Annotated in this window: 27 protein-coding genes and 1 pseudogene; 19 read left to right on the top strand and 9 right to left on the bottom strand. The window is 62.7% G+C overall.

Annotated elements, in window-relative coordinates:
* Positions 1 to 46: 46 nt before the first annotated feature.
* From DS839_RS29380 to DS839_RS29360, 6 genes are all read right to left on the bottom strand, one after another.
* A complete protein-coding gene (locus DS839_RS29380) occupies positions 47 to 1723 on the bottom strand; it encodes an amidohydrolase (RefSeq protein WP_162918878.1) in 1677 nt (558 codons plus the stop codon).
* Between the two features lie 126 nt (positions 1724 to 1849).
* Complete coding sequence (locus DS839_RS29375) at positions 1850 to 3055, bottom strand: phenylacetate--CoA ligase family protein (protein WP_119274083.1); 1206 nt, start codon at positions 3053 to 3055, stop codon at positions 1850 to 1852.
* A gap of 55 nt (positions 3056 to 3110) precedes the next feature.
* The gene (locus DS839_RS37065; protein ID WP_368911988.1) at positions 3111 to 3206 is read right to left on the bottom strand and encodes a multicopper oxidase domain-containing protein; all 96 of its coding nucleotides are present in this window, start codon (positions 3204 to 3206) and stop codon (positions 3111 to 3113) included.
* A gap of 12 nt (positions 3207 to 3218) precedes the next feature.
* Complete coding sequence (locus tag DS839_RS29370) at positions 3219 to 4424, bottom strand: phenylacetate--CoA ligase family protein (protein ID WP_119274082.1); 1206 nt, start codon at positions 4422 to 4424, stop codon at positions 3219 to 3221.
* Positions 4425 to 4480: 56 nt separating this feature from the next.
* Positions 4481 to 5914 (bottom strand): multicopper oxidase family protein, encoded by a 1434-nt coding sequence (locus DS839_RS29365; protein ID WP_119274081.1) that lies wholly within the window; start codon positions 5912 to 5914, stop codon positions 4481 to 4483.
* Between the two features lie 153 nt (positions 5915 to 6067).
* Positions 6068 to 6766, bottom strand: coding sequence for a 2-dehydro-3-deoxyphosphooctonate aldolase (locus DS839_RS29360; protein WP_368911987.1), 699 nt, complete (start codon positions 6764 to 6766; stop codon positions 6068 to 6070).
* Between the two features lie 196 nt (positions 6767 to 6962).
* On the opposite strand from DS839_RS29360, the gene DS839_RS29355 reads away from it, so the two are divergent.
* Together DS839_RS29355 and DS839_RS29350 are read left to right on the top strand one after the other, a co-directional pair.
* Positions 6963 to 8213: a phenylacetate--CoA ligase family protein gene (locus DS839_RS29355; RefSeq protein ID WP_119274079.1), complete on the top strand. Its 1251-nt coding sequence runs from the start codon at positions 6963 to 6965 to the stop codon at positions 8211 to 8213.
* A gap of 8 nt (positions 8214 to 8221) precedes the next feature.
* Positions 8222 to 8470 carry a DUF2191 domain-containing protein gene (locus DS839_RS29350; RefSeq protein ID WP_119274078.1) on the top strand — a complete coding sequence of 83 codons (249 nt, stop codon included), beginning with the start codon at positions 8222 to 8224 and terminating at the stop codon, positions 8468 to 8470.
* 166 nt (positions 8471 to 8636) lie between these two features.
* Here DS839_RS29350 and DS839_RS29345 read toward each other — a convergent pair whose 3' ends face one another.
* Both DS839_RS29345 and xerD read right to left on the bottom strand, forming a co-directional pair.
* Complete coding sequence (locus DS839_RS29345) at positions 8637 to 9590, bottom strand: acetyl-CoA carboxylase carboxyltransferase subunit alpha (protein ID WP_119274077.1); 954 nt, start codon at positions 9588 to 9590, stop codon at positions 8637 to 8639.
* Positions 9591 to 9721: 131 nt separating this feature from the next.
* The gene (gene xerD / locus DS839_RS29340; RefSeq protein WP_119274076.1) at positions 9722 to 10672 is read right to left on the bottom strand and encodes a site-specific tyrosine recombinase XerD; all 951 of its coding nucleotides are present in this window, start codon (positions 10670 to 10672) and stop codon (positions 9722 to 9724) included.
* 309 nt (positions 10673 to 10981) lie between these two features.
* On the opposite strand from xerD, the gene DS839_RS29335 reads away from it, so the two are divergent.
* The 13 genes and pseudogenes from DS839_RS29335 to DS839_RS29275 all read left to right on the top strand — a co-directional run bounded on the left by DS839_RS29335 (position 10982) and on the right by DS839_RS29275 (position 21379).
* Complete coding sequence (locus DS839_RS29335; RefSeq protein ID WP_119274075.1) at positions 10982 to 11575, top strand: shikimate kinase; 594 nt, start codon at positions 10982 to 10984, stop codon at positions 11573 to 11575.
* The gene (gene aroB / locus DS839_RS29330; protein ID WP_119274074.1) at positions 11562 to 12698 is read left to right on the top strand and encodes a 3-dehydroquinate synthase; all 1137 of its coding nucleotides are present in this window, start codon (positions 11562 to 11564) and stop codon (positions 12696 to 12698) included. Before DS839_RS29335 ends, aroB begins: the two co-directional genes overlap by 14 nt.
* Positions 12699 to 12766: 68 nt before the next feature.
* Positions 12767 to 13522 (top strand): annotated as a pseudogene (locus tag DS839_RS29325) (transporter associated domain-containing protein); the annotation flags it as partial.
* Between the two features lie 9 nt (positions 13523 to 13531).
* Entirely contained in the window at positions 13532 to 14506 is a 975-nt protein-coding gene (locus DS839_RS29320; RefSeq protein WP_119274072.1) for a hypothetical protein, read from the top strand.
* Positions 14507 to 14568: 62 nt separating this feature from the next.
* Positions 14569 to 15687, top strand: coding sequence for an NAD(P)/FAD-dependent oxidoreductase (locus DS839_RS29315; RefSeq protein WP_162918877.1), 1119 nt, complete (start codon positions 14569 to 14571; stop codon positions 15685 to 15687).
* A 98-nt stretch (positions 15688 to 15785) separates the two neighbouring features.
* Positions 15786 to 16079, top strand: coding sequence for a ribbon-helix-helix domain-containing protein (locus DS839_RS29310; protein WP_119274070.1), 294 nt, complete (start codon positions 15786 to 15788; stop codon positions 16077 to 16079).
* 96 nt (positions 16080 to 16175) lie between these two features.
* Positions 16176 to 16526 carry a c-type cytochrome gene (locus DS839_RS29305; protein ID WP_368911986.1) on the top strand — a complete coding sequence of 117 codons (351 nt, stop codon included), beginning with the start codon at positions 16176 to 16178 and terminating at the stop codon, positions 16524 to 16526.
* 2 nt (positions 16527 to 16528) lie between these two features.
* Positions 16529 to 16924 (top strand): VOC family protein, encoded by a 396-nt coding sequence (locus tag DS839_RS29300; RefSeq protein WP_119274068.1) that lies wholly within the window; start codon positions 16529 to 16531, stop codon positions 16922 to 16924.
* Between the two features lie 36 nt (positions 16925 to 16960).
* The gene (locus tag DS839_RS29295; protein WP_119274067.1) at positions 16961 to 17488 is read left to right on the top strand and encodes a twin-arginine translocation signal domain-containing protein; all 528 of its coding nucleotides are present in this window, start codon (positions 16961 to 16963) and stop codon (positions 17486 to 17488) included.
* Between the two features lie 12 nt (positions 17489 to 17500).
* Positions 17501 to 19072 (top strand): GMC family oxidoreductase, encoded by a 1572-nt coding sequence (locus tag DS839_RS29290; protein WP_119274066.1) that lies wholly within the window; start codon positions 17501 to 17503, stop codon positions 19070 to 19072.
* Positions 19073 to 19239: 167 nt separating this feature from the next.
* The gene (locus DS839_RS29285) at positions 19240 to 19689 is read left to right on the top strand and encodes a hypothetical protein (RefSeq protein WP_119274065.1); all 450 of its coding nucleotides are present in this window, start codon (positions 19240 to 19242) and stop codon (positions 19687 to 19689) included.
* The gene (locus DS839_RS29280; protein WP_119274064.1) at positions 19686 to 20702 is read left to right on the top strand and encodes a hypothetical protein; all 1017 of its coding nucleotides are present in this window, start codon (positions 19686 to 19688) and stop codon (positions 20700 to 20702) included. Before DS839_RS29285 ends, DS839_RS29280 begins: the two co-directional genes overlap by 4 nt.
* Positions 20699 to 21379: a glycine-rich domain-containing protein gene (locus DS839_RS29275; protein WP_119274063.1), complete on the top strand. Its 681-nt coding sequence runs from the start codon at positions 20699 to 20701 to the stop codon at positions 21377 to 21379. Before DS839_RS29280 ends, DS839_RS29275 begins: the two co-directional genes overlap by 4 nt.
* 21 nt (positions 21380 to 21400) lie before the next feature.
* Here DS839_RS29275 and DS839_RS29270 read toward each other — a convergent pair whose 3' ends face one another.
* Positions 21401 to 21673, bottom strand: a complete 273-nt coding sequence (locus tag DS839_RS29270; RefSeq protein WP_162918876.1) for a BolA family protein — start codon at positions 21671 to 21673, stop codon at positions 21401 to 21403.
* A 40-nt stretch (positions 21674 to 21713) separates the two neighbouring features.
* Here DS839_RS29270 and DS839_RS29265 point away from each other — a divergent pair, with 40 nt between their 5' ends.
* The 4 genes from DS839_RS29265 to DS839_RS29250 all read left to right on the top strand — a co-directional run bounded on the left by DS839_RS29265 (position 21714) and on the right by DS839_RS29250 (position 26351).
* Positions 21714 to 22316, top strand: a complete 603-nt coding sequence (locus DS839_RS29265) for a J domain-containing protein (RefSeq protein ID WP_119274062.1) — start codon at positions 21714 to 21716, stop codon at positions 22314 to 22316.
* A 140-nt stretch (positions 22317 to 22456) separates the two neighbouring features.
* The gene (cobS, locus tag DS839_RS29260) at positions 22457 to 23446 is read left to right on the top strand and encodes a cobaltochelatase subunit CobS (protein WP_119274061.1); all 990 of its coding nucleotides are present in this window, start codon (positions 22457 to 22459) and stop codon (positions 23444 to 23446) included.
* Positions 23447 to 23460: 14 nt separating this feature from the next.
* Positions 23461 to 25353 carry a cobaltochelatase subunit CobT gene (cobT, locus tag DS839_RS29255; protein WP_119274060.1) on the top strand — a complete coding sequence of 631 codons (1893 nt, stop codon included), beginning with the start codon at positions 23461 to 23463 and terminating at the stop codon, positions 25351 to 25353.
* A complete protein-coding gene (locus DS839_RS29250) occupies positions 25353 to 26351 on the top strand; it encodes an esterase-like activity of phytase family protein (protein ID WP_119274059.1) in 999 nt (332 codons plus the stop codon). Before cobT ends, DS839_RS29250 begins: the two co-directional genes overlap by 1 nt.
* Positions 26352 to 26552 lie beyond the last annotated feature (201 nt).

The raw sequence follows: 26552 nt of genomic DNA, 5'->3' as shown, positions 1-26552 counted from the left end.
TGCAACCCCGGATCGGGTCCGGGGCAGGCCTTTGGCGGGATTTGCTCTAGCCTTCAAAGGTGATCCGCCCATCGCAGATCGTCACGACAGGCTGGAGCTTGTCGATTTCCTGCCGGTTGACCGATTCGATATCGTCCGACAGCACGACGATATCGGCCAGCATGCCGGGCTTGAGGCGGCCTTTGCGGTCTTCCTTGAATTCCGTCCAGGCGCCATCGGCCGTATAGCCCAAGAGCGTCTGGCTGAGCGATTGCCGCTGCTCGGGCAGCCCCTTCTTCCAGGCCCGGCGCGTCACCGCCGCATGGATGCCGCGCAACGGATTGATGTCGGAGACCGGCCAGTCGCTGCCGAAAGCGAGCCTGACCCCCGCCTCGCGCAAGGTCTGCCAGGCATAGGAATAGGCCCAGCGCCGTTCGCCGATGAGGCCGATCGTAGGCTCGAGCGGCAGCCCCATCGTGCCTGGCGGATGCGGCGGCTGCATGGAGGCGACGACGCCGAGCCTGGCGAAGCGCTCGATATCCTGAGGCAGGATCACCTCTATATGTTCGACCCGGTGGCGGCTGTCGCGCCGGCCATTGGCATTGGCCGCCGCCTCATAGCCGTCGAGCACGCGCGCGACGGCGCCATCGCCGATGGCATGCACGGCAATCTGCAGTTGGCGCCGGTCCGCTTCGATCGCGATCTCGTTGAAATGCTCGGCCGAAAACAAGGGATCGCCGTTCTTCACCTCAGGATCGGCATAGCCTTCGGCCATGACGGCGGTGCCCGAATCGATGACCCCGTCCATGAACAGTTTGACGAAGCCCGAGCTCAGGCGCTCGGAGCGGTAGCGCCTATGCATCTCGCTCGCTTTCTCGAGCGCCGAGAGCTTCATGAAGTTCTTCATATGGAACGGGATGCACGCCCGCACCGGCAATCCGCTTTCCCGGTCGATCTCGTCGAGCAGCTCGAGCTGATAGAAATTGCCGTCCATATTGTGGAAGCTGGTGATGCCATGCCTTGCACAGTGGGCGAGGCCGCGTCTGATGATCTCGCGGTCGGCCTGGCGCTCCTCAGGGCTCGGCGCCACCTCCGGCTCCCCGCCCGTCTCGAGGCCGAGCCGCTCGCGTCCCGCACCTCCCAGTGCCCTGACGGGATCGATGGCGCCGCCTTCGCGCAATTCGCCCGTGGCGAGGCCGTCTTCGCCCATCACGATTTCACTGCCGACCCCGACATCGCGTCCCGCGAGGATGCCGGCGCGCTCGAGCGCTGCGCTATTGGCCCAGGCCGTGTGATGATCGGGCGAGAACATCATGAACGGCCGGTCGGGGACAATGCGGTCGAGATGATGGCGCGTGAGCCGCTCTTCCTTCGACAGGATGGTATAGTCAGCGCCCTGCGCGACGATGAGCTTGAGCTCGGGACGCGCCGCCGCATAGGCATTGGCCTTCTCGGCAAGCGCGGCAAAGCCCTTGACCCCGGTCAGATGCAGCTGGTCGAGCTCGGCCGCGCCCGAGAAGATATGCATGTGCGATTCGATGAAGCCCGGAAGCGCGCTTGCCCCTTGCGCATCGATCCTGCGAGTTGCCTTGTGCGCCAGGGCTTGGGCCGCCGCCGCATCGCCGATGAAGATGATCTCGTTGCCGCCGATCGCGATTGAATTACCCCGCGTGCCTTCGCCGTCGAGCGTCTGCACGCGCGCATTGACGATCAGGATATCGGCCTGCTTCACGCCCGCCCCCATGGATGCCAGGTAGGATCTCGGGCGGCGTTCACATAAGCGACGGCGCCCATCATGCCGGCATTCATATGACAGAGATCGGGGCAGTGGAAGGCCCAATCTGGCGCCGTCTCCGCCGTTGCATAGCCCTTAGATCAGGGACTCATGCATCAGAAATTTGCCGCCCGGAGAGAGTGGCATTTCATCGACCTTGATCGATGTGACGTTGAAGCCCGGCCCCATGTGGTGATCGACGAGCCTCTGGCCACGGTCCTGAGGCACTTCGGTCCGATCGGGCGAGGGAATATAAAGCAGGTCGATATCGGTCAAGCTGCGCTGCACGAGCTTGAACTGCCTGAAGCCGGCCTCACTCGCCGATCGCGAGTCGATGTACGGCAATATCCGACGGCCATCCGCCGTCTTGAACAGATTTATCTGGCGGCCCACGATGCGGGCAAGCGTCACGGTGGAGCGCGGACAGCTGTGTTTCGCCAGCAGGGCCAAGTCGCCCATATCGTACCTGACGAGCGGCATGGCGAGATTCAAAAGCGAAGTCACCACCACTCGACCCATTCTTCCTGGCTTGACGGGCGTGTCGTCATCATCCAGCACTTCTACGACCAGCTTTCTGTCCGCCGCATGATATGCGCCACATTGAGCGCACTCCGTTGCGATCAGCAAAGTCTCGGAGGTCGCATATCTGTCGACCAGCTTGCATCCTGGGATTTCTCCGACCATCGCGCGAAGCTCATCTGAGACAAGCTCCGTGACGGTCGTTATCAGTTGCACGGGCAGCTTGATGCCTTTGTCAGCCGAGTGCTGCAGAATTCCCACGCAGAACGCAGGTCGAACATGAAGAACCTGAATGCCGGTGCGCATAATCATGTCCACGGCCTCGATGGCGTCGGCCGTATAAAGGCGGTGAATTGAACCCTCGGGCTTCAGCTTAGTCCTCACCGTTCCCGGCGGATGATCGGCGTCGGGATATTTGATGATCCCTGCAGACGCATAGCGCTCGAAACCCCAACCGGTGAGAAGTCGGGTTCGCTCAACGTCGTTTATCGAGTAGAATCGCGCCGTATGCCTGACCTCGAGAGGGCGACCGGTCGATCCCGACGTGAACTTTGTGATGATCTTTCCTTCGGATTTCGGCACGTCCGGGACATGGAAAAGGCCCGCTTCCTTCCGGACCACCGACGTCGGGGTGATCGGAATATTCCGAAGGGAAACAAGGGCCCCGCGCCGTGCGTTTTTTGCCCAGGCCTGCTCGCGATAATAGGGTGAATGAGCGGCAGTGTAAGCCAGGAGCGACGCCAGCGCCTTGCGCATGTCCGGATTGAGGCCTTGATTCAGCATGGTGCGGATTTTGCCACCGGTGAATGAAGAAAGCAAAGAGGCCGCTATTTGGGAATCAGGCGGCGTTCACATAAGCGGCGGCGCCCATCATGCCGGCATTCATATGATGGAGATTGAGGCAGTGGAAGGTCCAATCTGGCGCCGTCTCCACCGTTGCATCGCCTCAGATGAGGCACTCATGCATCATATATTTTCCGTTTGGCGCCGGCGGCAGATTTTCGACCTTGGTGCATTTGACGTTGAAGCCTGGCCCCATATGCTCCTCGACAAGCTCCTGGGCGCGCGCTGAAGACAATTCCACAGTCCCATGTGGGATATACAGCAGCTCAATTTCCGCCAAACTGTGCTGGATCATCTTGAATTGATGCAGGCCGGCACTCAAGGCCACTTCCGGATCCAGCCATGGCATGACCTTTCGTCCGTCCGGCATCTTGAATACGTTTCTTTCGCGACCCACGATGCGGGTGAGCGACATCGAAGCGCGCGGGCAGGTATCGGCCTCGGCAATGACGGCGTAATCGCCTATCTCGTAGCGAATGAGCGGCATGGCAAGATTGAATAGCGAAGTGACGATGATCCTGCCCATCTTCCCCGCCTTGACAGGCTTGTCGTTGTCATCGAGAACTTCGAGCACCAGCTTGCGATCGGCTGGATGATAGGCGCCACATTGTGCGCACTCCGTTGCGATCAGCAGGGTCTCCACCGCCGAATATCTGTCGACGAGCCGGCAACCCGGCAGTGATCTGACCGTCATACGAAACTGATCGGGAACGAGCTCGGACGTCGTGGTGATCAGCGCCAAGGGCAGCTTTATCCCCCTGTCCGCCGCGTGCTGAAGAATCGCCGCGCACATGGATGGCCGGTTGTGCAGCACCTGCGCGCCCTTCTCCGCTATGAAGTCCACGGCTTCATAGGCATCGCTCGTATAGAGCTGATGGATCGATCCACCTTTCTTGTATTTACTCGTTGTCGACCCTCTCGGATGTTCGACATCCGGATTATTGATCACGACTCCGCACGAGTAACGCTCAAATCCCCAGCCTTCAAGCAGCCGCGTGCGCTCCAGGTCGTTGATCGCGTAGAATTTCGATGTCTGCCTCACCTCCATGGGGTGACCGGTGGACCCTGAGGTGTACTTGCTCATGATTTTGCCTTCGGACGGCGGAACAGCGGAAATGTAGAAGCGGTCCGGCTGCTCCCTGACGAGCGATTTTGCGGTTACCGGGATGTTCTTGAGGGCGACCGATGCCCCTCCCCGCACGCTCTTTGCCCAGGCCTGCCCGCGATAATAGGGCGAATGAGCGGCGGTGTGAGCCAGAAGCGACGCAAGCGCCTTGCGCACGTCGGGATTGAATCTTTGGTCCAGCATGGTGCGGATTTTGTCACCGGCGAACGAAGAAAGCAAAAAGGGCCGCTATTTGGGAATCAGGCGGCGTTCACATAAGCAACGGCGCCCATCATGCCGGCATTCATATGATAGAGATGGTGGCAGTGGAAGGCCCAATTGCCGGGATTGTCGGCGTCGAAGGCGATGGTCACCGCGGCTTGGGGCGGCACCAGCACAGTGTCGCGGAGCGCGCCGGCGATCTTCTGCCCGCCGATGTCGATGACCTGGAAATGGTGGCCATGCAGATGCATCGGATGCGACATTTGGGTCATATTGTGGATCATCACGGCGATGCGCTCGCCGAGCCTGACCCCGAACAGCGTCTCATGCTGCAGCGACGGCTTGCCGTTCAAGCCCCAGACATAGTCGGCGCCGCCGCCGGTCAGCATCAGCATCTCGGTGCGGGTGACGGGCTCGGGCCTGAGACTCTTGCTGGCCCGCATCCTGAGCTCCATGGCGAGATCGACCGCCGGCGTCATTTCGCCTTCGCCCGCGATCTTCGCAATCTTGCCGTCGCCCGTGGCGATGATGATGCCGGTGCGCGCCGTCGTGCCTTCGGGACGAAAGAGAATTGGCCAGGCGCCCTCTTCACGCGGCAGCTCGATGGCGAGATCGATGCGCTGGGCGACGGCGAGGGGGAACAGCTTCTCGCGCAATGGCATGATCGCATTGCCGTCGACCGCGATGAGTTGGGCTTCGAGCTGGCCCGGATCCACCCACATATTGGAGGCCGCCGCGCCGTTGATGATCCTGAGCCTCACCCGGCCGCCCGGCTCGGCGCGCAATATCTCTGGATCATCGAGAGTGCGGTCATTGGCGAGAAAGGCATCGAAACGCACGTCGTTGAGCATGGCGGAAGGTTCACCGCTGGCCATCTTGCTGTGATCCATGCCGCTCATGTCGCCTGAAGCGCCGCCGCTGCCATGCGCGGCGTGATCGCCGCCCCCCGCCTTGAGCTCGGCCAGGATCTCTTGCGGGTCGCGGAAGGTGAAATCATGCAAGAGCACGACATGCTCCTGCACATCGGCGGCGAGATCGGCCTTGTCGCGCAAGATCATCGGAGCGGCGAGGAGCTTCTGCTCCTGGAGCCCGACATGCGAATGCATCCAATGCGTGCCCGGCCGCGGATGGAATTCGTAAGAATAGCTTTCGCCGGGCTTGAGCGGCGGCTGCGAGAGCATGGGCACGCCGTCCTGTTCGCTGGGCGGCGTCTGACCATGCCAATGGACGAGTGTCGGCTCGCTCAAGCGGTTGGCGAGGGTGAGGCGGATATCCTGCCCGGCATCGAAGATGAAGCCGGTCTTGCTTTCGAGGCTGAACACCGTGGCTGCTTTGCCCTTCACCTCGATGACGCGCGTCGTCGCCGTGATCTTGCTCGCCTCTGGTGCGGCACGCGCCGTGCGGGCGAAGGGCGAGAGGGCGGCGGTCGCGGCGAGACCGGTGATAAAATGGCGGCGCGTGAAGTAAGTCATTCAGTCTGATCCCGTTTTTGCGCGCATCCCGGCGAAGTGGAATCACTTCGCCGAAAAGGATTCGCGCCAATTAATATTGGAGCAAATCCTTATCGCCAAAGTCTTCAACTTTGGCGGGATTTGCTCTTGGTTTCGGGCCGGCCTTGAGAGCGTCTAGCCCTCGACGACATAGCGCTTGTCGGCGATTTTCACCGCGGGGATGCGCCTGCCCTTCTCGAACAGGTCATATCCGGCCTTGAGGTCGCGCCAGAAATCAATCCAGCGTGAACGTGAATACCGTATCATGTTGATGTCGGTCATGCGGAACGGAAAGGCATGGACGTCGACATCTTGTTGCCCGTTTCTCAACGCTGCGGAAACCAGCGCATAGATATCGTCGACCGCGGGATCGGTCATCGCATAGCAGCCGACCGAGCTGCAGCCGCCATGCACCATGAGGAACGAGCCGGTGCGTCCATGGGCGCGGTCATAGGCGTTCGGGAAGCCGAGGTTGAATGACAAATGATGCCGGCTGTTGGGATTGAGCTGAGCGAGACTCACGTGATAGAAGCCTTCGGGCGCCTGCCGGTCGCCCTGCTGGAGCTTGGGGCCGAGATGCCCTGAGAACCGGCAGATCGGATAGGACTGGAACAACCGCCATCCCTGATCGCCTTCCATCCACAATTCGAGGGCGGCTTCCTGCTTGAAGATGCGCACATACACCGGTTGCCCCTGGCGCAGGCCCTTGGCCGCGAGCCGTGTCGGCAAGGTCCGGCGCGCTTCAGCGATGCTGTAGTCGTTGTATCTGTCGTAGACGGCGTAGCCCGTCGCCGCGACGGCAACCAGGATCAGGAACAGTGTCAGGATCCGCATGGGCATTTCCGGGAGACTGGCCAGAAATGAGGGCAGCTTTGCGGCGAAGCTTCGCTATGGGGCCAGGAAGCAAAACGCCCGCATCCAGAGATCGGTGCGCGGGTTCTTCCAACGTCGTTTCTTATTCCACGTTTGCCTTTGGTCTGCGGTTGCAGCACAATGTGGCCCGCCACACCACTGGCGGAACTCACCTGTCTTGGATAGCGCCCTCAAACCAGACTTGCCGAAGCTTTTGGCAGCCATGCTCGCCAACGCTGCCGGCTGCTCACCCTACTATCGTGACCAGGCTTGGGCCAAAGGCGTGAGACAAGGGACATCGATCGCCCTGAAGGACATCCCGATAACGCCAAAATCCGTGGTCAGGGCCAGCACCCAGCGCTTCTACAATCCCAATGTCCCGCCGTCGGAAGGACGCATACATACCTATATGACTTCCGGATCGACGGGCCAGCCCATGGAGGTCCGGCACACTGAAAGATCGAACAAGATCAGCGTGTTTGAGAATAACCGGCTGCTTCGGGGTTGGAACATCCCAGAGCATAGGTTCGCGGCAGTCGTTCGCAATCCAACCCTGCGCGATCCACAGGGCACGATCAGAGAGCTACGACAACAATCAGGAACCCTTCTGCGCACCCTGCACAGTGGTGACGTTCAGGAGGCCTTCGACTTCATCACAAGAACGGGCGCATCGCTGCTCTACAGCGGTCCACAGATGGCCCTTGGGATCTTGCAACACGCTTCCACTTCCGGGGTAACTTTGCCGCTGAGGTTGATCGTCACTGTATCAGAGGTCGTGCCGGAACAATTGCGGGCGATCGTCAGCGAGCTTCCGACCTGTCGAATGGTCGACAAATACAGCAGTATCGAGACCGGGATAATCGCCACACAATGTTCGAGCTGCGGCGCCTACCACCCCGCGGACCGGCTCAGTATGGTTGAAATTCTCGATGACGGAGGCCGGCCGGCTCCCGCCGGCAAGCTTGGCCGAGTGATCGTCACGCCGCTCTACAATATGGCCATGCCGCTCGTGCGCTACGAAACCGGAGACTACGCCGTCGTGAGCGCAGGGCCGCCTTGTCCAGAATCAACACTGTCGCTGGACCGCATTGTCGGCCGCGAGAGAAACCTCTTCAAGTTGCCGACCGGTGAGCCCATCATGCCATGGGTCGATCCCAAAAGAGCGCAAATGCTGGGTTTGCAACAGTATAAGCTCATCCAGCGCACCCTGTCGGATATCGAATTTCTCTACATTCCCGTCGACGGCGCTGCCGAGCTGGCCCAACGGCAGGCACAGGACGTCATCGATCGGTGCATGGCGCCCGGCTTCAGGGTCATCCCCATCAAAGTGTCGGAGCTGCCACGCGCTGCCAGCGGCAAATACCTCATGCATGAGTGCCTGGTTGCAGCAACTATGGGGCCATCACCGGCCAAGGCTCAGCAGAGCTAGATTCAAGTATGCGAACGACACTCACTCTCGACGAAGATGTAGCGGCCAAGCTTAAGGCGGAATCGCGCCGTGCCGGCCGGCCTTTCCGCGATGTCGTGAACGAGACACTGCGCCGCGGGCTGGCAAGCCGGCGCATTACAGCCAGGCAGCAGCCCTTCAAGGTAATGGCCCGCGATCTCGGCAATCTCAAGTCAGGGCTTTCCCTGGATAATGTGGCGGAGCTCCTTGACCATGTGGAGGGCCCGCTTTACCGGTGATTCTCGTCGACGCGAGCCCTGCTGCTCTTCGCCTATCATCCGAGAGCGGAGCAGCATGGTAGGAGGCGAGCTGGCTCGAAGCAGTGCTGTCAGGAACTGAGTTCATCCGCTTCGCGTTCATCAGGATTGCCTCAAATCCTGGGGTCCGCCGCGAACGCCAGGCTGTCTAAAGATCCCGTCCGATCGCCAGGAACTTGTCGCGCCGCTGCTGCTTGAGCGCATCGGGCGGCATGGCGCCGAAGGCCCGAAGCGAGCGCGATATCGCCTCATCGGTCGAGGCGAGCACCTGCTCGCGCCCGCGATGGGCGCCGCCCAGAGGCTCGCCGATGATGTCGTCGATGATGCCGAGCTTCTTCAGATCCTGCGCAGTGATGCGCATGGAGCTCGCCGCATCCTTGGCGCGGGTCGAATCGCGCCACAGAATGGTGGCGGCACCTTCCGGCGAGATCACGCTGTAGATCGCGTGCTCCAGCATCAGCACGGCATTCGCGGTGGCGATGGCGATGGCCCCGCCCGACCCGCCCTCGCCGATGATCACCGAGATAAGCGGCACGCCGAGCCCCAGGCAGCAATCGGTCGAGCGTGCGATCGCTTCCGCCTGCCCGCGTTCCTCGGCATCGATGCCGGGATAGGCGCCGGCCGTGTCGATGAAGGTGAGGACCGGGATGCCGAAGCGGTCGGCAGTCTCCATGAGCCGCACCGCCTTGCGGTAGCCTTCCGGCCGCGCCATGCCGAAATTGTGCTTGAGGCGGGTCTGGGTGTCGTGGCCCTTTTCCTGGCCGATGACGCAGACCGCCTCGCCGCGGAAGCGGCCGAGGCCGCCGATGATGGCATTGTCCTCGGCGAATTTGCGGTCGCCCGCCATGGGCGTGTAATCGGTGATGAGGTTCGCAATGTAATCGGCGCTGTGCGGCCGGTCGGGATGGCGCGCGACCTGCGCCTTCTGCCAGGGCGTCAGATTCTGATAGAGATCGGCCAGGCTCTTTGCCGCCTTCTTCTCCAGCGCCTTCACCTCTTCGCTGATCGAGACGGTGGATTCGGGAGCGGCAATGGCCTTGAGCTCCGCGATCTTTCCTTCCAGCTCGGCAAGGGGGGCTTCGAAATCGAGATAGGCGTGCATTGAACCTCGGGATGGGGAAGGTCTCTATATAGGACTGGGCCCCTTTTTATCCCATACCGGTTGATCCAACCTGAACGGGGGAGAGGTTCCCGCCAAATTGCGGCGCAAACTGGCTATCCCTGCCCCGGATGTCAACCGGACTTCGCTAAAGGGTGATGGGTCTCGACCGCGGCCTTCAGCCGGTCGGTCTGGACATGGGTATAGATCTGCGTCGTTGATATATCGGCATGGCCCAGCATCTGCTGGACGGCCCGGAGATCGGCCCCGCCCGCCAGGAGATGGCTGGCAAAAGCGTGCCGGAGCACATGCGGCGAGATCCGGTCAGGCGAAAGCCCCGCTTCGGCGGCCAATGATTTGAGCTCGAGGGCGAAATGCTGGCGGGTCAGATGGCCCTCCTCGCCATGCGAGGGGAAAAGCCAGGGGCTCCCGTCATCGCCGTCTTGCTTCAGGGCATCGAGATAGGCCGAGACCGAGGCGCTCGCCTTATGCGAGACAGGTACCAGCCTCTCGCGCCCGCCTTTGCCCTTGACCATGATGAATGGCGAAGCCTTGGCGAGGGCCTGCTTCCTGAGGCCGACGAGCTCCGACACCCGCAATCCGCTCGCATAAAGGAGCTCGAGCAAGCAATGAAGCCGCAAGGCCTTGACCCGCGCTTTGCCCTTGAGCCGGCCGATTCTCGCCGAAGCTGCCTCGATGAGTCGGGTGACATCGTCTTCCGTCATGACTTTGGGCAAGGGGCGGCGCAACCTGGGCGCATCGACCGCCGTGGCGGGATTTTCCTTAACGATGCCTTCACCATAGAGAAAATTGTGCAGCTGCCGTAGCGCCGAGAGCCGGCGGGCGGCGCTCGATGATTTGAGGCCCTGCTCGGCAAGGCCGGCGAGATAGTTCCTTATATGTTCCGGCTTGGCGGTTGCAAGACCCGAACCCTTGGCATTGAGGAAATCGGCATAGTCCGAAAGATCGCGCTCATAGGCGGCGAGAGTATTCTGCGCCGCGCCGCGCTCGGCGCTCATCATTTCGAGGAATCGCTCGATCAGCCGGCTGTCCCGGCCCTTGTCATTGCTGTCTGATTTTCTCATGCGGCAGCGGCCTGACGATCTGGGTCTGTTCCGGGGGGTAGTTGGCAAGCGCCCACGCCGCCCCATAGACGGCCCCAGCCAAGCACGCGATGATTAATAGAAAGCGAACGGTATCAGGCACGCCACGTCCTTCCTCAACCGGCAGTCCTTTTGCCCGATTGCTCGACCCTCGCCAAGAGATTCGGGCAAGCCACACTCCCAGAAGGGCGACAATATTTGGTGAAAGCTTGTAAAACGGCGAAACAATTCCCCTTGACCATATAATGCGCTAGGCGATGGCGCAGAAACGTTGATGCAAGACCTCGACAGATGGCCCGCCGCTCGCTCAGCAAGGATACGACCACCGTCCGCCAGCGCCTCGATGGCCATGCGATCGTGCTTGTCGGCCTCATGGGGGCCGGCAAGACGACGGTCGGCAGGAGGCTCGCCGAGAAGCTCGGCCTCGCTTTCGTCGATGCCGACCATGAGATCGAGCTCGCCGCCGGCCAGACCATCCCCGAGATCTTCGCCAGGCATGGCGAGGCCTATTTCCGCGACGGCGAGCGTAAGGTGATCGCCCGCTTGCTCGAGAACGGCGCTCAGGTGCTGGCGACCGGCGGTGGCGCCTATATGAATGGTGACACGCGCGAGGCCATTCGCCGCCACGGCATCGCCATCTGGCTCAGGGCCGATTTCGACCTCCTGATGCGCCGGGTGCGCCGGCGCTCCAACCGCCCGCTGCTGCAGAATGCCGATCCCGAAGCGGTGATGCGCAAGCTGATCGAGGAGCGCTACCCCGTCTATGCCGAAGCCGATCTCACCGTCGACAGTCGCGACGTCGCGCATACCTCCATCGTCAACACCATCATCAGGAACCTGGCCCGCTGGCCGGGCTGGGACCGTCTGCACAATGCCCAAAGCTGACCTCGCCGCCGCCAACGCTACTGTCGCCGTCGATCTCGGATCGCGCAGCTATGGCATCACCATTGGCGAAGGCCTGCTCAAGGAGGCGGGACAGCGCCTGCGGCCGCTGTTCAAGCGCCCGCTCACCGCCATCGTCACCGACAGCCATGTCGCCGAGCTTCATCTCGAGCCCTTGCGCCAGAGCCTTGCCGCGGCCGGCATCGAAGCGAAGAGCATCGTGCTTCCGGCGGGCGAAGCGACCAAGAGCTATCGCCATCTCGCCGACACCTGCGACAGCCTTCTCGCCGCCGGCATCGAGCGGCGCGACATGGTCATAGCCCTCGGCGGCGGCGTCATCGGCGATCTCGCCGGCTTCGCGGCGGCCGTCTTGCGCCGCGGCGTCGATTTCATCCAGATCCCGACCACGCTTCTGGCGCAGGTCGATTCATCGGTCGGCGGCAAGACCGGCATCAACTCGCCCCATGGCAAGAACCTGGTCGGCGCCTTCCATCAGCCGCGCGCCGTCCTTATCGACATCGCCTTGCTCGATACGCTCCCCCCGCGCGAGCTCGCGGCAGGCTATGCCGAGGTCGCCAAATATGGCCTCCTCGGCGATGCCGAGTTCTTCGCCTGGCTCGAAGCCAACGCGTCGTCGGTCTTCGCGGGCGATGCGCAGGCGCGCATCAAGGCCATCACCCGGAGCTGCGAGATGAAGGCCCGAATCGTGGCCGAGGACGAGACCGAGACGGGCGTGCGCGCCCTCCTCAATCTCGGCCACACTTTCGGCCATGCGCTCGAGGCCGCGACCGGCTACTCATCGCGCCTCCTCCATGGCGAGGGCGTCGCGATCGGCATGGCGCAGGCCTTCCGCTTCTCGGAAAGGCTGGGCCTCATCGCCAAGGGCCAGGCGGCGCGCATCGAGAAGCATCTGCGCTCGGTAAATCTGCCGACCCGGCTTGCCGATATCGAAGGGGCGCTCCCAGAGCCTCGCAAGCTCATCGAGATCATGCGCCAGGACAAGAAGGCGGTGGCCGGCAAGCTCACTTTCATTCTGGTGCGCGGTGTCGGCGAGGCCTTCATCGCGCGCGATGTCGAGGAGAAGGACGTCCTCGCCTTCCTTGCCGAGGAGCAGGCCTCGAGATGACGGCGCTCATTCGAGGATTGAGGCGGTTCCTCGAAAGGCTAGGGCTCGTCAAGCCGCAGACCGCGCAGGAGGAATTGCGCGGCGCCATCGACCTCCATCACAAGGAGGGCGCCTTCGTCAAGAAGGACCGCGACATGCTGGGCGGCATCCTCGATCTCTCCGAGCTCGAAGTGTTCGACGTCATGGTCCATCGCACCAAGATGACGAGCGTGGATGTGGCGATGAAGCAGGACGAGATCATCAGGGAGGTTCTGAGCAGCGGCCACAGCCGCGTGCCGGCATGGGAGGACCGGCCCGACAACATCATCGGCATCCTGCATATCAAGGACCTGTTCGCTTCCCTTATCGAGAACGGCGGGGATGCCGCGAAGATCGATGTCCAGGCGCTCGTCAATCCGCCCTGGTTCGTGCCCGACACGCGCAGGCTCTCCGATCAGCTTGCCGCTTTCCTCAGGCGCAAGAATCATTTCGCGCTGGTGGTCGACGAATATGGCGAGGTGATGGGCCTCGTCACCCTCGAGGACGTGCTCGAGGAGATCGTCGGCGACATTTCCGACGAGCATGATGCCGAGCGCCCGCGCATCCGCAAGCAGAAGGATGGCTCCGTGCTCATCGACGGCGCTGTGCCGATCCGCGATGTCAATCGCACGCTCGATTGGCATCTGCCCGACGGCGAGGTGACGACGGTGGCGGGGCTCGTGATCCACGAGGCGCGCATGATCCCCGATACCGGCCAGGCCTTCACCTTTCACGGCTTCCGCTTCGAGGTGTTGCGCAAGCGCCGTCATCAGATCACCACCTTGCGGGTAATCCCGGCAGAATAGGCCAACGTCATGCCGCTCTCACCCAAGAACCTCAAGACGCCCCGCAACCTTGTCCTGGTGAACACGCCGGGGCAGCAGGCGGTGGAAGACTTCATAGAGATCCGCAATCGGATTGCGGCGGCAGCGCCGGACATCGCGGTGGCGATCGCAAGCACGCTGCGGCGTGATGATGCGCTGGCGGAGCTGGCCAGCCGCCGGCCGAGCCTGATCGTGTCGCCGACACCCTTGGGCGCGTTCAGGCCGCGGCGCGGGCGCATCTATCAGGGACGCGTCATCCGCAAGGACGAACAGCTGGCGCGTTTGGCGGCCCTCGATATTCCGGTCCCGCGCACGGCGAAGTTTGTTCCAGGACTGTCGCTCGACCCGACTGTCTGGGGTTCACACGTGCTCATCAAACCCACTCGCGCGGGTTCGTCACATGGCGCGGGCTTCCCGATTCTTCCGACTGACAAGGTGGGATTCCATAAGCCGGAAGACAATCCCGAATGGCATCCGGGCGAGACGGCTCCACTGATGGTGCAGCAGTTCATCGAGACGGGCCCGAGCGCCCGCCACTATCGCGTCAACACGCTGTTCGGCCGCGCGCTTTATTGCCTGCTCAACATGGTAACCGACCCGCTGCCGGATTTGTCGTCCATTACGGATGAGGTGCAAAGCAGCGCGATTGCCTCCAATCCCGGCGATGCAAGCAAACGGCTATTCCAGCTGGTTGCCGACAAGGATGTCATCGAGCTCGCCGCGCGCTGCCATGCGGCATTTCCCGATGTGCCGGTCAGCGGCGTTGACATCATCCGCGACAGCAAAACCGGCCAGCTCTATGTTCTGGAGCTCAACTGCATGAGCACGGCCTGGGCCATCTCGTCGAGATGGTTTGCTCCAATGCGAAAGGGCCCTATCACGCGAGAGAAGATGGTCGGGCAGTTCGGAGCGTGGGACGTCGCCGCGGCGGTGCTGATCGAGCGGACCCGCTGGGATGCGGTCTAGCTTGGCGGGCGAGGGTTTCTTGCCTTCAAATAACCGCCTTCCGGTCTATCCTGACGTCAGTCATGAAAGACACGGCGGCATATGACCTGGTGATCGTGGGCGCGAGCTTTGCCGGGCTGGTCTGCGCCCGGGCGGCCGCCATTCGCGGGCTTCGCACCCTCGTCCTCGAGGCCAAGCGCGATCCGGGAGCGCGCATCTCGACCACCGGCATCCTGGTCAAGGAAGCGGCGGAGGAAGTCGACCTGCCGCCCGACCTCACCCGCTGCGTGCACGGCGTCAGGCTCTATTCGCCTGCGCTGCGCTCCGTCGATCTCTTCGCTCCGGGCTATTATTTCCTCACCAGCCGCACCGCCGATCTCCTGCGCTGGCTGGCGCGCGAGGCCGAGACCGCGGGCGCGCGCATCCGCTGCTCGGTCAAGCTCAGCCATGCGGTGCGCCAGGGTGACATGATCTTCCTGCCGCAGCTCGGCCTGAGGACACGCTATCTCGTCGGCGCCGATGGCGCGCGCTCGACCGTCGCCCGCCTCTTCGATCTCGGCCGCAATAGCCGCTTCCTCACCGGCCTCGAAGTGGAATATCCGGAGCTGCCGGAGGCCGATCCCGATTACCTGCATTGCTTCCTCGATTCGCGCCTGGCGCGCGGCTATCTCGCCTGGGTGGCGCCGGCGCCCGGCTTCTTCCAGGTGGGCCTCGCCGCCAGCGAAGGCGCCAAGCCCGATCTTAAAGGCTTCCTCGGCGCCACCGAGCGGCTCTTCGGCTTCTCGAAGCAGAGCGTGAAGGAACGCCGCAGCGGGCGCATTCCCTGCGGCGGTCCGGTCCATCCCTTTGCCGCGCCGCGCGTCCTGCTCATCGGCGATGCCGCGGGCCATGTCTCGCCCTTGACCGGCGGCGGCATCAGGCTCGCTTTCCGCTATGGCCGCAGGGCCGCCCAACTCATCGCCGATCATCTGACCCGTCATGGACCGCCGCCGGAGCTCATTCTCGCAAAAGAGATCCCGGCCATGCGCCAGAAGCTTCTTCTGCGCCGCGTCATGGATGCAGCACCGCCCAACTGGCTCTATGACATGGCGATCGGCACGCCTTTGATGAACTGGTTCGCCCGCAAGGTTTATTTCCACCGCCGGGCCCGGCCGGGCGACAGTCTCGAAGCCTTCGAGCAGCGTGTCAAAAGTAGTATCTGACCCCAGCGATCGATGGCTTGCCTCGCCATTGGTTCGATTGGTACACTCCCCGTGACAAGCCCCGTTCAAGAGGTGCTAAATCGTGGAGGAACCCCGTCATGTGCCGGATATTCGCGGGACAGGATCCTGAACGCTATGCCTTTGAGACACGCTCGGTGCGCATTTCAGGCTACCCGACGAGCGTCAGGCTCGAAGCGCGTTTCTGGCGGATCATCGAAGATATCGCGCATGCCCAGGGCATGACCGTCGGCAAGTTCCTGTCGCAGCTCCATGACGAAGCGCTCGAGATCCATGGCGAGGTGAGCAATTTCGCATCGCTCTTGCGCTGCAGCTGCCTCGTCTATCTCGAACAGGGCCTGAATTCGGCAGAACCGCGCCGCGCCGCCGGCTGATCCCTGCGGCGATGAAATTTTTCGATGTAGTAGGGTGATAATACCCGCATTGCTCCGTTCGTGCCTAGATTGAGCGGGATGAACCGCTTAGGCGTCATGATGAGTGCACTTGCCTTGACGATTGCCGGCGCCGCGCCCTTGGCGGCCGAGGATGGCGCTCAGCTTTTCGTCAAGAACTGCCAGACCTGTCATGTCATTGCCAAAGACGGCGGCGTGCGCACCGGCCCGCCGCTCTGGGGCGTGATGGGCCGCAAGGCCGGCAGCATCGAAGGCTTCAATTATTCCGCTGGACTGAAGACGTCAGGCATCGTGTGGACGGCCGAGACGCTCGATCAGTGGATCACCTTCCCCAAGAAAATGGTGCAGGGCACCACCATGCTCTATCGCCAGACCAGACCTGAGATCCGCAAGGCGATCATCGACTACATCGCAACCCAGAAGGACTGAGAATGGCGAAACCGATCCACATGATGATCCGCGTCATCGACGAAGCGAAGTCGGTCGCCTTCTACGAGAAGGCCTTCGGCCTCGAGGTGAAGGACCGTTTCGGCTTCGACGGCTTCACCCTCGTCTATCTCAAGAATGACGAGAATGATTTCGAGGTCGAGCTGACCGTCAATCACGGGAGGAGCGAGCCCTACACGCACGGCACGGGCTATGGCCATCTCGCGGTTTCGACCGATGATGTCGCACGAGAGCACAAGCGCGCGAGCGATGCGGGACTCGATCCGACGCCGGTCAAGGAGTTTTTTCGCGACGGCAAGCTGCTCGCCAAGTTCTTTTTCCTGCAGGATCCCGACGGCTACAAGATCGAGGTCCTGCAGCGTCATGGCCGGTACACCTGAAAGGCATTACCGGCTTCTTCATGGGAGGAACCTGCAATGAGATTGATCGACAAGCGCATAAAGGTCTCGCGGCGCGACATGCTGCGCGCCGGCGGCGCCGTGGCTGCGGCAGCGACGGTGATGCCCGTCGGCATCGTCAAGGCGGCTGAGCCCGTCGCCTTGTCGCAGGACAGTTTCGCGACCCTCGTCAAGATGGCGCGCGATATCTATCCGCATGACAAGATCGCCGACAAATATTATGCGGTGGTGGTCGAGAGCCTCGACCAGGCCGCCAAGGATGACGCGGCGCTCAAGACCTTGCTCGAGGATGGCGTCGCCCAGTTGGACAAGAAGGCGGCCGGTCTCAAGAATGGCGGCGGCTATGGCGCCACGTCCTCCGAAGACGAGCGCGTCGCGATCCTGAAGGAGATCGAGACCACGCCGTTCTTCCAGAAGGTGCGCGGCACCATGATCACCGGTCTCTACAACAACAAGGAGCTGTGGCCGCATTTCGGCTACGAGGGTGCCTCCGCCGACAAGGGCGGCTACATCAATCGCGGCTTCGGCGACATCGACTGGTTGTGAGGAGGATGGATCATGCCCGCACCTTTTGACCTCAATGATGATTCGGTCGTCGTGGTGATCGGCTCCGGCGCCGGCGGCGGAACGCTTTCCAACGAGCTCGCGCAGAAAGGCGTGAAGGTCGTCTGCCTGGAGGCGGGACCGCGCATCGAGAACCAGGATTTCGTCAATGACGAATGGGCGGCTTTCAGCCAGCTCTCTTGGCTCGACAAGCGCACGACCTCGGGCAGCTGGCGCGTCGCCACCGACTTTCCGGGCCTGCCCGCCTGGATCGTCAAGGCGGTCGGCGGCTCGACGGTCCACTGGGCCGGCGCGTCGCTGCGCTTCCAGGATCATGAATTCAAGGCGAGGACGACCTATGGCGACATAGCCGGCGCCAGTCTGCTCGACTGGCCGCTGACGCTCGCCGAGATGGAGCCCTGGTATGCCAAGGCCGAAGACAAGATGGGCACGACCCGCACCAACAACATTCCGGGCTTGCCCGGCAACAACAACTTCAAGGTGCTGGAGGCGGGCGCGAAGAAGATCGGCTACAAGGAAGTCCATACCGGGCGCATGTCGATCAATTCCGAGCCGCGCAAGGGCCGCGGCTCCTGCCTGCAGATCGGCTTCTGCTTCCAGGGCTGCAAGTCGGGCGCCAAGTGGTCGACGCTCTATACCGAGATTCCCGACGGCGAGGCGACCGGCAATCTCGAAGTGAGGCCGGACGCCCAGGCGCTGACCATCACCCACAACGACCAGGGCAAGGTCGATGGCGTCGTCTATGCCGGCAAGGACGGCAAGCAGATGAAGCAGAAGGCGCGCGTCGTCTGCGTCGCCGGCAACTCGATCGAGAGCCCACGGCTGCTGCTCAACTCGCATTCGGCGAAATTCCCCGACGGGCTTGCTAATTCCTCGGGCCAGGTCGGGCGCAACTACATGCGCCACACCACGGGGTCGGTCTATGCGATCTTCGCCAAGCCGGTGCACATGTATCGCGGCACCACCATGGCCGGCATCGTCCAGGACGAGGCGCGCCATGACACATCGCGCGGCTTCGCCGGCGGCTATGAGCTGGAGACGCTGGCGCTCGGCGTGCCGTTCATGGCGGCCTTCCTCAATCCCGGCGAATGGGGGCGCTCCTTCGCCGAGGCGATGGATGCCTATGACCGCATGGCGGGCTTGTGGATCGTGGGCGAGGACATGCCGCAGGCTAAGAACGCCGTGACGCTGCATGCGAGCGACAAGGACCAGTTCGGCCAGCCCGTGCCCAATGTCAATTTCGACGATCATGCCAATGACACGGCGATGCGCGATCACGCCTTCAAGCAGAGCTCGGCGATCTATGAGGCGGTGGGCGCGGTCAAGACCTTCCACACCCCGCCCTATCCTTCGACGCACAATCTCGGCACCAACCGGATGAGCGAGAACGCGAAGGACGGCGTCGTCAACAAATGGGGTCAGGCGCACGACATCCCCAATCTGTTCGTGTCGGATGGCAGCCAGTTCACGACGGGCGGTGCCGAGAACCCGACGCTCACCATCGTGGCGCTTGCCATCCGCCAGGCCGATCACATCGCAGGAGAGATGGCGAAGGGCAATCTCTAGCCAGTTGACGACAAGGGATTCCTCCCTGACTGGGCGCCGTTGCAAAACGGCGCTCTTTTCATGCCAAAATGGGACAGCGGCCGTCCTCCGCCGATCTTGTCCTTCATACGGAATGATGTAGTCTTTTCGCCGGGGCTCTTGGCTTTTGCCGATGCGGGGTGCTGCACATGGCCGGTAAAGATGCGTCTGCGAAGAACCTGCATGAGAATCCGCTGCTCGCCTTGTTGCTGGCGAGCGGCGCTCAGACGTCGATAAGCCTGCGGGGTTTCATCGGTCCAACCGCCGGCAAGGACAAGGTTCGATTGTTTCCGCGCCTGGACAATCTTTCCGAATGCGTCGAGATTCCGAAGGCCGCGATCATCCACTCGATCAAGGCGCCGGGCTCTTCGCTTGGAGCGGTGATCTTGTGGGTGAAGAAGGATGCGACGATCACCACTCTGCGCCTCAACGAGCCGGAGACTCCCGCTCAAGCCCCTGCCAAGATGGAGGAAGTCCGCAAGGGACGTCTGCGCATGCGTGTGCGGCGGTCGGAAGCAAGTGATCCGATCTGCTTCTCGGTCTGCATGGACTGCATTTCCTGGTGCGACTGCAGCATCTGCAGCTCGCAGCCGCAATGAGGTTCGAGGCGTTCCTCGACCAGCTCGATGCGCTCCATTTTCCGCGGAGCGGCGATGCGGCGCATCCCGATCGGCCTTTGGTGCAGAAGGCGCGGGCTCTTGTCGAGGAAGCCCTGCTCGACGACGAGTTCCTGGCCGACTGCATCGCGCGGGAACTGGACTTGATCGAGAGCGCCGTGCCGCGCCGCGGCCTGGTCCCCTTCTTCACCATGCCGGGCCTGGGTGTCAGGTTTGCGCTGGGCTACTGGGCGCCGGGCCACAGTGCCGGCGCCCACGAGCATACGGCCTGGACCGTGACCGCCGTTTGCCGCAACGAGCTCGAAGTCCTGACCTATGATCGCGCCGAATCCTATCGCACGCGCCAGCTCGTGCCCAAGAACAGGTTCCATGCAGAGGCGGGGCGGGTCGGCTTCATCAGCGAGCCTTGCATTCACGAGCCGAAGAACATGTCGCCCGACTGGTCGCTGTCCTTCCACATGTCGAGTCCCTTGGACGGGAAGCCGCCTGAGGAGAATTACGAGGAACTGCCGATGCTGCGGGCGCGCCGGCGCCGGCGTTTCGCCGGTCTCGGCGATCATCCCTATGCGCGTGTGGTTTCGGCCCGGCAGCGCCACAAATGCGTGCATCTTCTCGCCCGGATCACCGCGTCCATGCAGGCGGCCGAGGGCGCGGCGCTGCGGGAAAGATGCCGCCTCATGGGCACGATGAAGACCCGCAAGTTCCTGGGCGAGGCTCCCGAGCGGTCCCGGCACGTCACGCTGGCGCGCGCCCATCCCGGCCTCGGGCTCAGCCTGCGCGACGACGGCGACATGGTGGCCCTCGATGCTGAGACGCCGCAAGGACTTCGCGAGGAGTTCGCCATCGCCGATTCCGCGCGCGCGGCAATGGCGTTCATCGCCCGCGAAGAGATCTTCGCCGCGGCAGCCATTCCAGGCAGCCTCTCCGATGCGGAGCGCATGGACATCGTCGCGGTGCTGGAGGAGACGGGCCTGTTCAGGAGGATCGGCGCATGAGCGACGTGATGACCGCGGAAGACCGGGCACCAGCCAGGATCTTTGCGGCACTCGACTACGAGGCGCCGTTCCTCATCGAGAAGCTGGTCAAGGATCATATGGTCGACACGCCGGCGGAAGCCGAGGCGTTGTTCGTGGAAGTGAAGCGCTATCTCGTCATCGCCGCCCTCGATCCCGAGAAGAGCTGGCACATGTATTCGTTGCGCATCGACGAGTGCTGGCATCAATTCATCCTGTTCACCAGGCAGTATGTCGAATTCTGCAAGCTGTATTTCGGCCGCTATGTTCCGCATGCGCCGAGCAACTCACCCGACGCCGGTCTCGCCCCCAGGCAACGCACGACCTTCAAGGAATTCAATGCGCGCTATCAGGAGCTCTTCGGGACGCCGTTGTCCGAAATCTGGATCGATGCGCGCCATGTCGCGCTCAATCGCCGCGTTCTCAACGATCACCAGGGGCGGCTGAAGCTGCGCTCGACCGACGGCATGATCGAGCTCCTCGACAAGGACGACGAGCCGGTCGTCGCGGTCAACGATCTGGCGCGCGACGCCCTGGACTTCATCGGACGGACCGGCGCCTTCTATGTGCGCGAGCTGCCGGGCGGCCTCGAGGCCGAGGAAAAAGTCGCTCTTGTGTCGATGCTGGTCGAGTGCCGGATGTTGCGGCTGGCTTCGTGACGGCGATTCAGGCGGCGACTTCTATTTTGGCGCCGAGGCCTGGATGGCGAGCGCATGCACGCGCGACTTGAGCTCTTCCTTGAGCGCGTCATTCACCATGCGATGCGTGTCGACGCGGTTCTTGCCGGTGAAGGCGTCAGACACAATTTTGACGCGGAAATGGCTTTCACCATTAGGATGCGATCCGGCGTGGCCGGCATGCAGATGCGATTCATCGACGACGTCGAGCGTCTGCGGCTGAAAGACGCGCTGAAGCTTGTTCTTGATATGCATGCCTACGGGTCCGAGCGCCATGACTTGCTCCTCGATCAACTGATGCCCATAATTGGTGACGATGAAACTCGATTCCAAATATTTCGACAAGATCAGGGTGAAGCCCGGCGAAGAACGCCTGACGCGCGGCAAGCATCCGAATTGCGAATGGCCGGGCTGCGCCAGGCCCGGCCGTCACAAGGCGCCTAAGGGGCGCAACCAGGAAGGCCAGTTCCATGCCTTCTGCCTGGAGCATGTGCAGCAGTATAACAAGACCTACAATTACTTCGACGGCATGAAGGACGACGCCATCCGCGACTTCCAGAAGGAGGCCGCGACCGGCCATCGCCCGACCTGGAAGCTCGGCCAGAATTCGAGCACCATGAATGCCAAGGGCAGGCGCGCCCGGCCCGGCGACTTCCGCGACCCGTTCAATCTCCTGGGCGAGGACGGCCAGCCGACGGCAGGGGGCAACGCCGCCCGCCCCATTCGCAATGCTGAATTGAAGGCCTTGCATACGCTGGGCCTCGATGAGACGGCCACCAGGGAAAAGGTCCGCAGCCAGTATAAGACCCTGGTGAAAAGGCTTCATCCGGACGCCAATAATGGCAGCCGGGCGAATGAAGACACGCTGAAGGCGGTCATCCAGGCCTATGATTACTTACGCTCGACCGGCTTTTGCTGATCCGGAGCATCCAGATTTAAGCCGCTTTTCACACCTGTGGACCTAGGTCTTAAAGCCGGCCCCCCGAGCAGCCTTGCTCCGGCCCCGTTGACCGTCTAGAACCCTCCGCATTCCGAGTGACGATACAATTGGCTATAAACATGACCGTGACCACCAATGGCGAAGCAGCCCCTCTCCCCGACATGAAGGTGTCGGTGCGGCAGTTGTTCGGCTTCGATTCAAGCCTTGAAGTTCCCGCCTATTCCCGGGCCGGCGAGCATGTGCCCGATCTCGACGAGGATTACCTCTTCAACCGCGAGACCACGCTCGCGATCCTGGCCGGCTTTGCCTATAACCGCCGTGTCATGATCACCGGTTATCATGGCACCGGCAAGTCGACCCATATCGAGCAGGTCGCGGCGCGCCTCAACTGGCCGTGCATCCGCATCAACCTCGACAGCCATATCAGCCGCATCGATCTCATCGGCAAGGATGCGATCGTGCTCAAAGACGGCAAGCAGATCACCGAATTCCGCGAAGGCATCCTGCCGTGGTCCTATCAGCACAATGTGGCGCTGGTCTTCGATGAATATGACGCCGGCCGTCCCGATGTCATGTTCGTCATCCAGCGCATCCTCGAATCCTCAGGAAAACTTACGCTGCTCGACCAATCGCGCGTCATCCGCCCGCATCCCGCTTTCCGGCTGTTCTCGACCGCCAACACCATCGGTCTCGGCGACACGACCGGCCTCTATCACGGCACCCAGCAGATCAACCAGGCGCAGATGGACCGCTGGTCGATCGTCACCGCCTTGAACTACCTGCCGCATGCGCAGGAAGTCGGCATCGTGCTGGCCAAGACCAAGAGCTACGACAACGAGAAGGGCCGCAAGGTGATCGCCAATATGGTGCGCGTCGCGGATCTGACCAGGAACGCCTTCATGCAGGGCGACCTGTCGACGGTCATGAGCCCGCGCACGGTGATGACCTGGGCGCAGAATGCCGAGATCTTCGACGATCTGGGCTTCGCCTTCCGCGTCACCTTCCTCAACAAATGCGATGAGCTCGAGCGCGCCCTGGTCGCAGAATTCTATCAGCGCTGTTTCGGCGAGGAACTTCCCGAATCCCCGGCGCATGTCGCTCTGTCATGAGAGGCTGATGGGCCATGGCCCAGGACCGCGAAGGACCGGCAGGCGAGTTCCGTAATGTCCTCACCCTGGCGATGAAGACCATTGCCGGGGAGCCTGAGCTTTCGGTCAGTTTCGGCGCCGAGACCCCGGCCCTCCAGGGCAAGAAGGTCAAGCTGCCGCAAGTCTCGATCGAGCTCAACCGCCAGGAAGTCGCCATCACCCGCGGCGTCTCCGATTCATTCGCCATGCGTCTCGCCAATCACGACGATCAAGTGCACAACCGCTATCGTCCGGAAGGCAAGAACGCCCGCGCCATGTTCGAGGCGGTCGAGCAGGCGCGCGTCGAAAGCATCGGCTCGCGCGCCATGCCGGGCATGTCCCAGAACATCGCCGCCATGCTGCAGGACCGCTACCAGAAGAAGTTCTCCGGACGGCCTGCGACCAAGAAGGATGCGCCGCTGGAGGAAGCCGTTGCCCTCCTGGTGCGCGAGCGGCTGACCGGCGAGGCGCCGCCCGATGAGGCCAAGGCGCTCGTCGATCTGTGGCGGCCGTGGGTCGAGGAGAAGGCGTCGTCGCATCTCGACCATCTGACCAATGCCATTGCCGACCAGGCGGCCTTCGCGCGCATGTCGCGCGACATCATCGCCGCTCTCGACATGGCGGACGAGCTCGGCGAGGATCCCGACGAGAACGACGACTCGGACGAGAATGAAGAGGCCGAGCCCGATAGCGGCGACCAGCAGGAGACGCCGGAAGGCGAGGAGCAGGAGAGCCAGCAATCGGCCTCGGAGGAGCTGCAGGACAGCGAGGGCGAGACCGATGCCTCGGAGATGGACGCCCAGCAGCTCGATATCGACGACCTGCCGGACGACATGGAGAGCGAGGAGAGCCCGGACGGCGAGGAGCCCTGGCGCCCGCAATTGCCCTTCTCGTCGCTGTCGAATGAGGATTTCTACCGCGTCTACACCAATCAGTTCGACGAGGAGATCGCGGCCGAGGACCTCTGCGATGCGGAAGAGCTTACTCGGCTTAGGAACTATCTCGACAAGCAGCTTTCCAATCTCCAGGGCGTGGTGGCGCGCCTCGCCAACCGCCTGCAGCGCAGGCTGATGGCGCAGCAGAACCGCTCCTGGGATTTCGACCTCGAGGAAGGCCTGCTCGATGCCTCGCGCCTGCCGCGCATCATCATCGATCCCTTGCATGCGCTGTCGTTCAAGGTCGAGCAGGACATGCAGTTCCGCGACACGGTGGTGACGCTGCTGCTCGACAATTCGGGCTCGATGCGCGGGAGGCCGATTACCGTCGCCGCGACCTGCGCCGACATCCTGGCGCGCACCCTCGAGCGCTGCAGCGTCAAGGTCGAGATCCTGGGCTTCACCACCAGGGCCTGGAAGGGCGGCCAGTCGCGCGAGAAATGGCTCGCCGCCGGCAAGCCCGGCAATCCAGGCCGCCTCAATGATCTGCGCCATATCATCTACAAGTCCGCCGACAGCCCGTGGCGGCGGTCGCGCCGCAATCTCGGCCTCATGATGCGCGAGGGCCTGCTCAAGGAGAATATCGACGGCGAGGCGCTGATCTGGGCGCATAACCGCCTCCTCGCCCGCAGCGAGCAGCGCCGCATCCTGATGGTCATCTCGGACGGCGCCCCCGTCGATGATTCGACGCTGTCGGTCAATTCCGGCAACTATCTCGAGAAGCATCTGCGCCAGATCATCACCGACATCGAGAACCGCTCGCCGGTCGAGCTCATCGCCATCGGCATCGGCCATGACGTGACGCGCTATTACAAGCGCGCGGTGACCATCGTCGATGCCGAGGAGCTGGGTGGCGCCATGACCGAGAAGCTCGCCGAGCTCTTCGAGGAGCGGGCGCCGGCGCCGACGCGCAAGCCGCCCGCCAAACCCGCCGTCAAGCGCCGGCTCAATTGATGAAGCGGCTCTGGCTCTGGCTCGCCGTCGTGCTTCTCGCCGCCCTCCCCGCCCGGGCTCAGGAGGAAGCGCTTACCGTCAGGGCCCTGCCGGTGAAGTCCTTCACCCTGTTCTCGCAGCTCGTCACCTTCGGCGGGCTCGAATGGCGGGGCGGCCTCGAGCTGGCGAGCGACGATGAGCGTTTCGGCGGCCTGTCCTCGCTCGAGCTGTCCGAGGACGGCACCCGCCTTCTCGCGGTGAGCGACCGCGGCTTCTGGTTCAAGGCCGACATTCTTTATACCGACGGCCATCTTTCCGGGCTCGACAATGCGGTCATGGCGCCGATCCTCGGGCCCGACGGCAAGCCGAACAAGGGCAAGATCAGGAGCGACGCCGAGGCCCTGGCCGGCTGGCAGCCGGGCAAGATCGACGGCAAGGTGATCGTGGGCTTCGAGAGCCGGACGCGCGCCGGCCTCTTCGATCTCGGCAAGAACGGCTTCAAGGCCAGGTTCAAGGACCTGAAGCTGCCCAAGGCCGCGGTCAACGGTCCGTCCAACAAGGAGCTCGAAGCGATCGGCCGCTTCGCCTCGGGCCCCCTTGCCGGCTCGATCATCGCGATCTCGGAATTGAACAAGGACGAGAATGGCGACATCCGCGCCTTCGTCTGGGGCGGCCGGAAGCCTTTCGAATTCGCGATCAAGCAGTATGAGGACTATGCCATCACCGATCTCGCCATCCTGCCCGATGGCGACATCATCACGGTCGAGCGGAGTTTCAGCGCCACGACGCTGCCCGGCATGGCGATCCGCCGCATCCGGACGGAAGACATCGTTGCCGGCGGGGCAGTGAGCCCGAGCCTCGTCTTCTCGGGCCGCATGCCGATTTACCGCATCGACAACATGGAAGGCATCGCCGTTTCGAAGCTCAATGGCGAGACCCGCATCACCGTCGTCTCCGACAACAATTACCGCCCCGAATTCCAGCGCACCCTCCTCCTGCAATTCGCGCTGAAGGAGTGACGTATCCCCTCTCCCCCTGCGGGGGAGAGGGTTAGGGTGAGGGGGAACCGGCGGAGAAGAAATCGCCGTCATTTCCCCCTCTCCCTCCCAATGCTGCGCATTCGGCCCCTCCCTGTACCCTTCTGGTGTCCTGTGCCGGGGATTAGACTGGCAGGACGGGTCGCTCTGCCGGGAGCCACCAAGCCCTCCGCGTTGCTGCGA

This window comes from Taklimakanibacter deserti (assembly GCA_003574785.1).
Note: the sequence above shows the minus strand (reverse complement) of the source record. Positions and strands in the feature narration are given on the sequence as shown.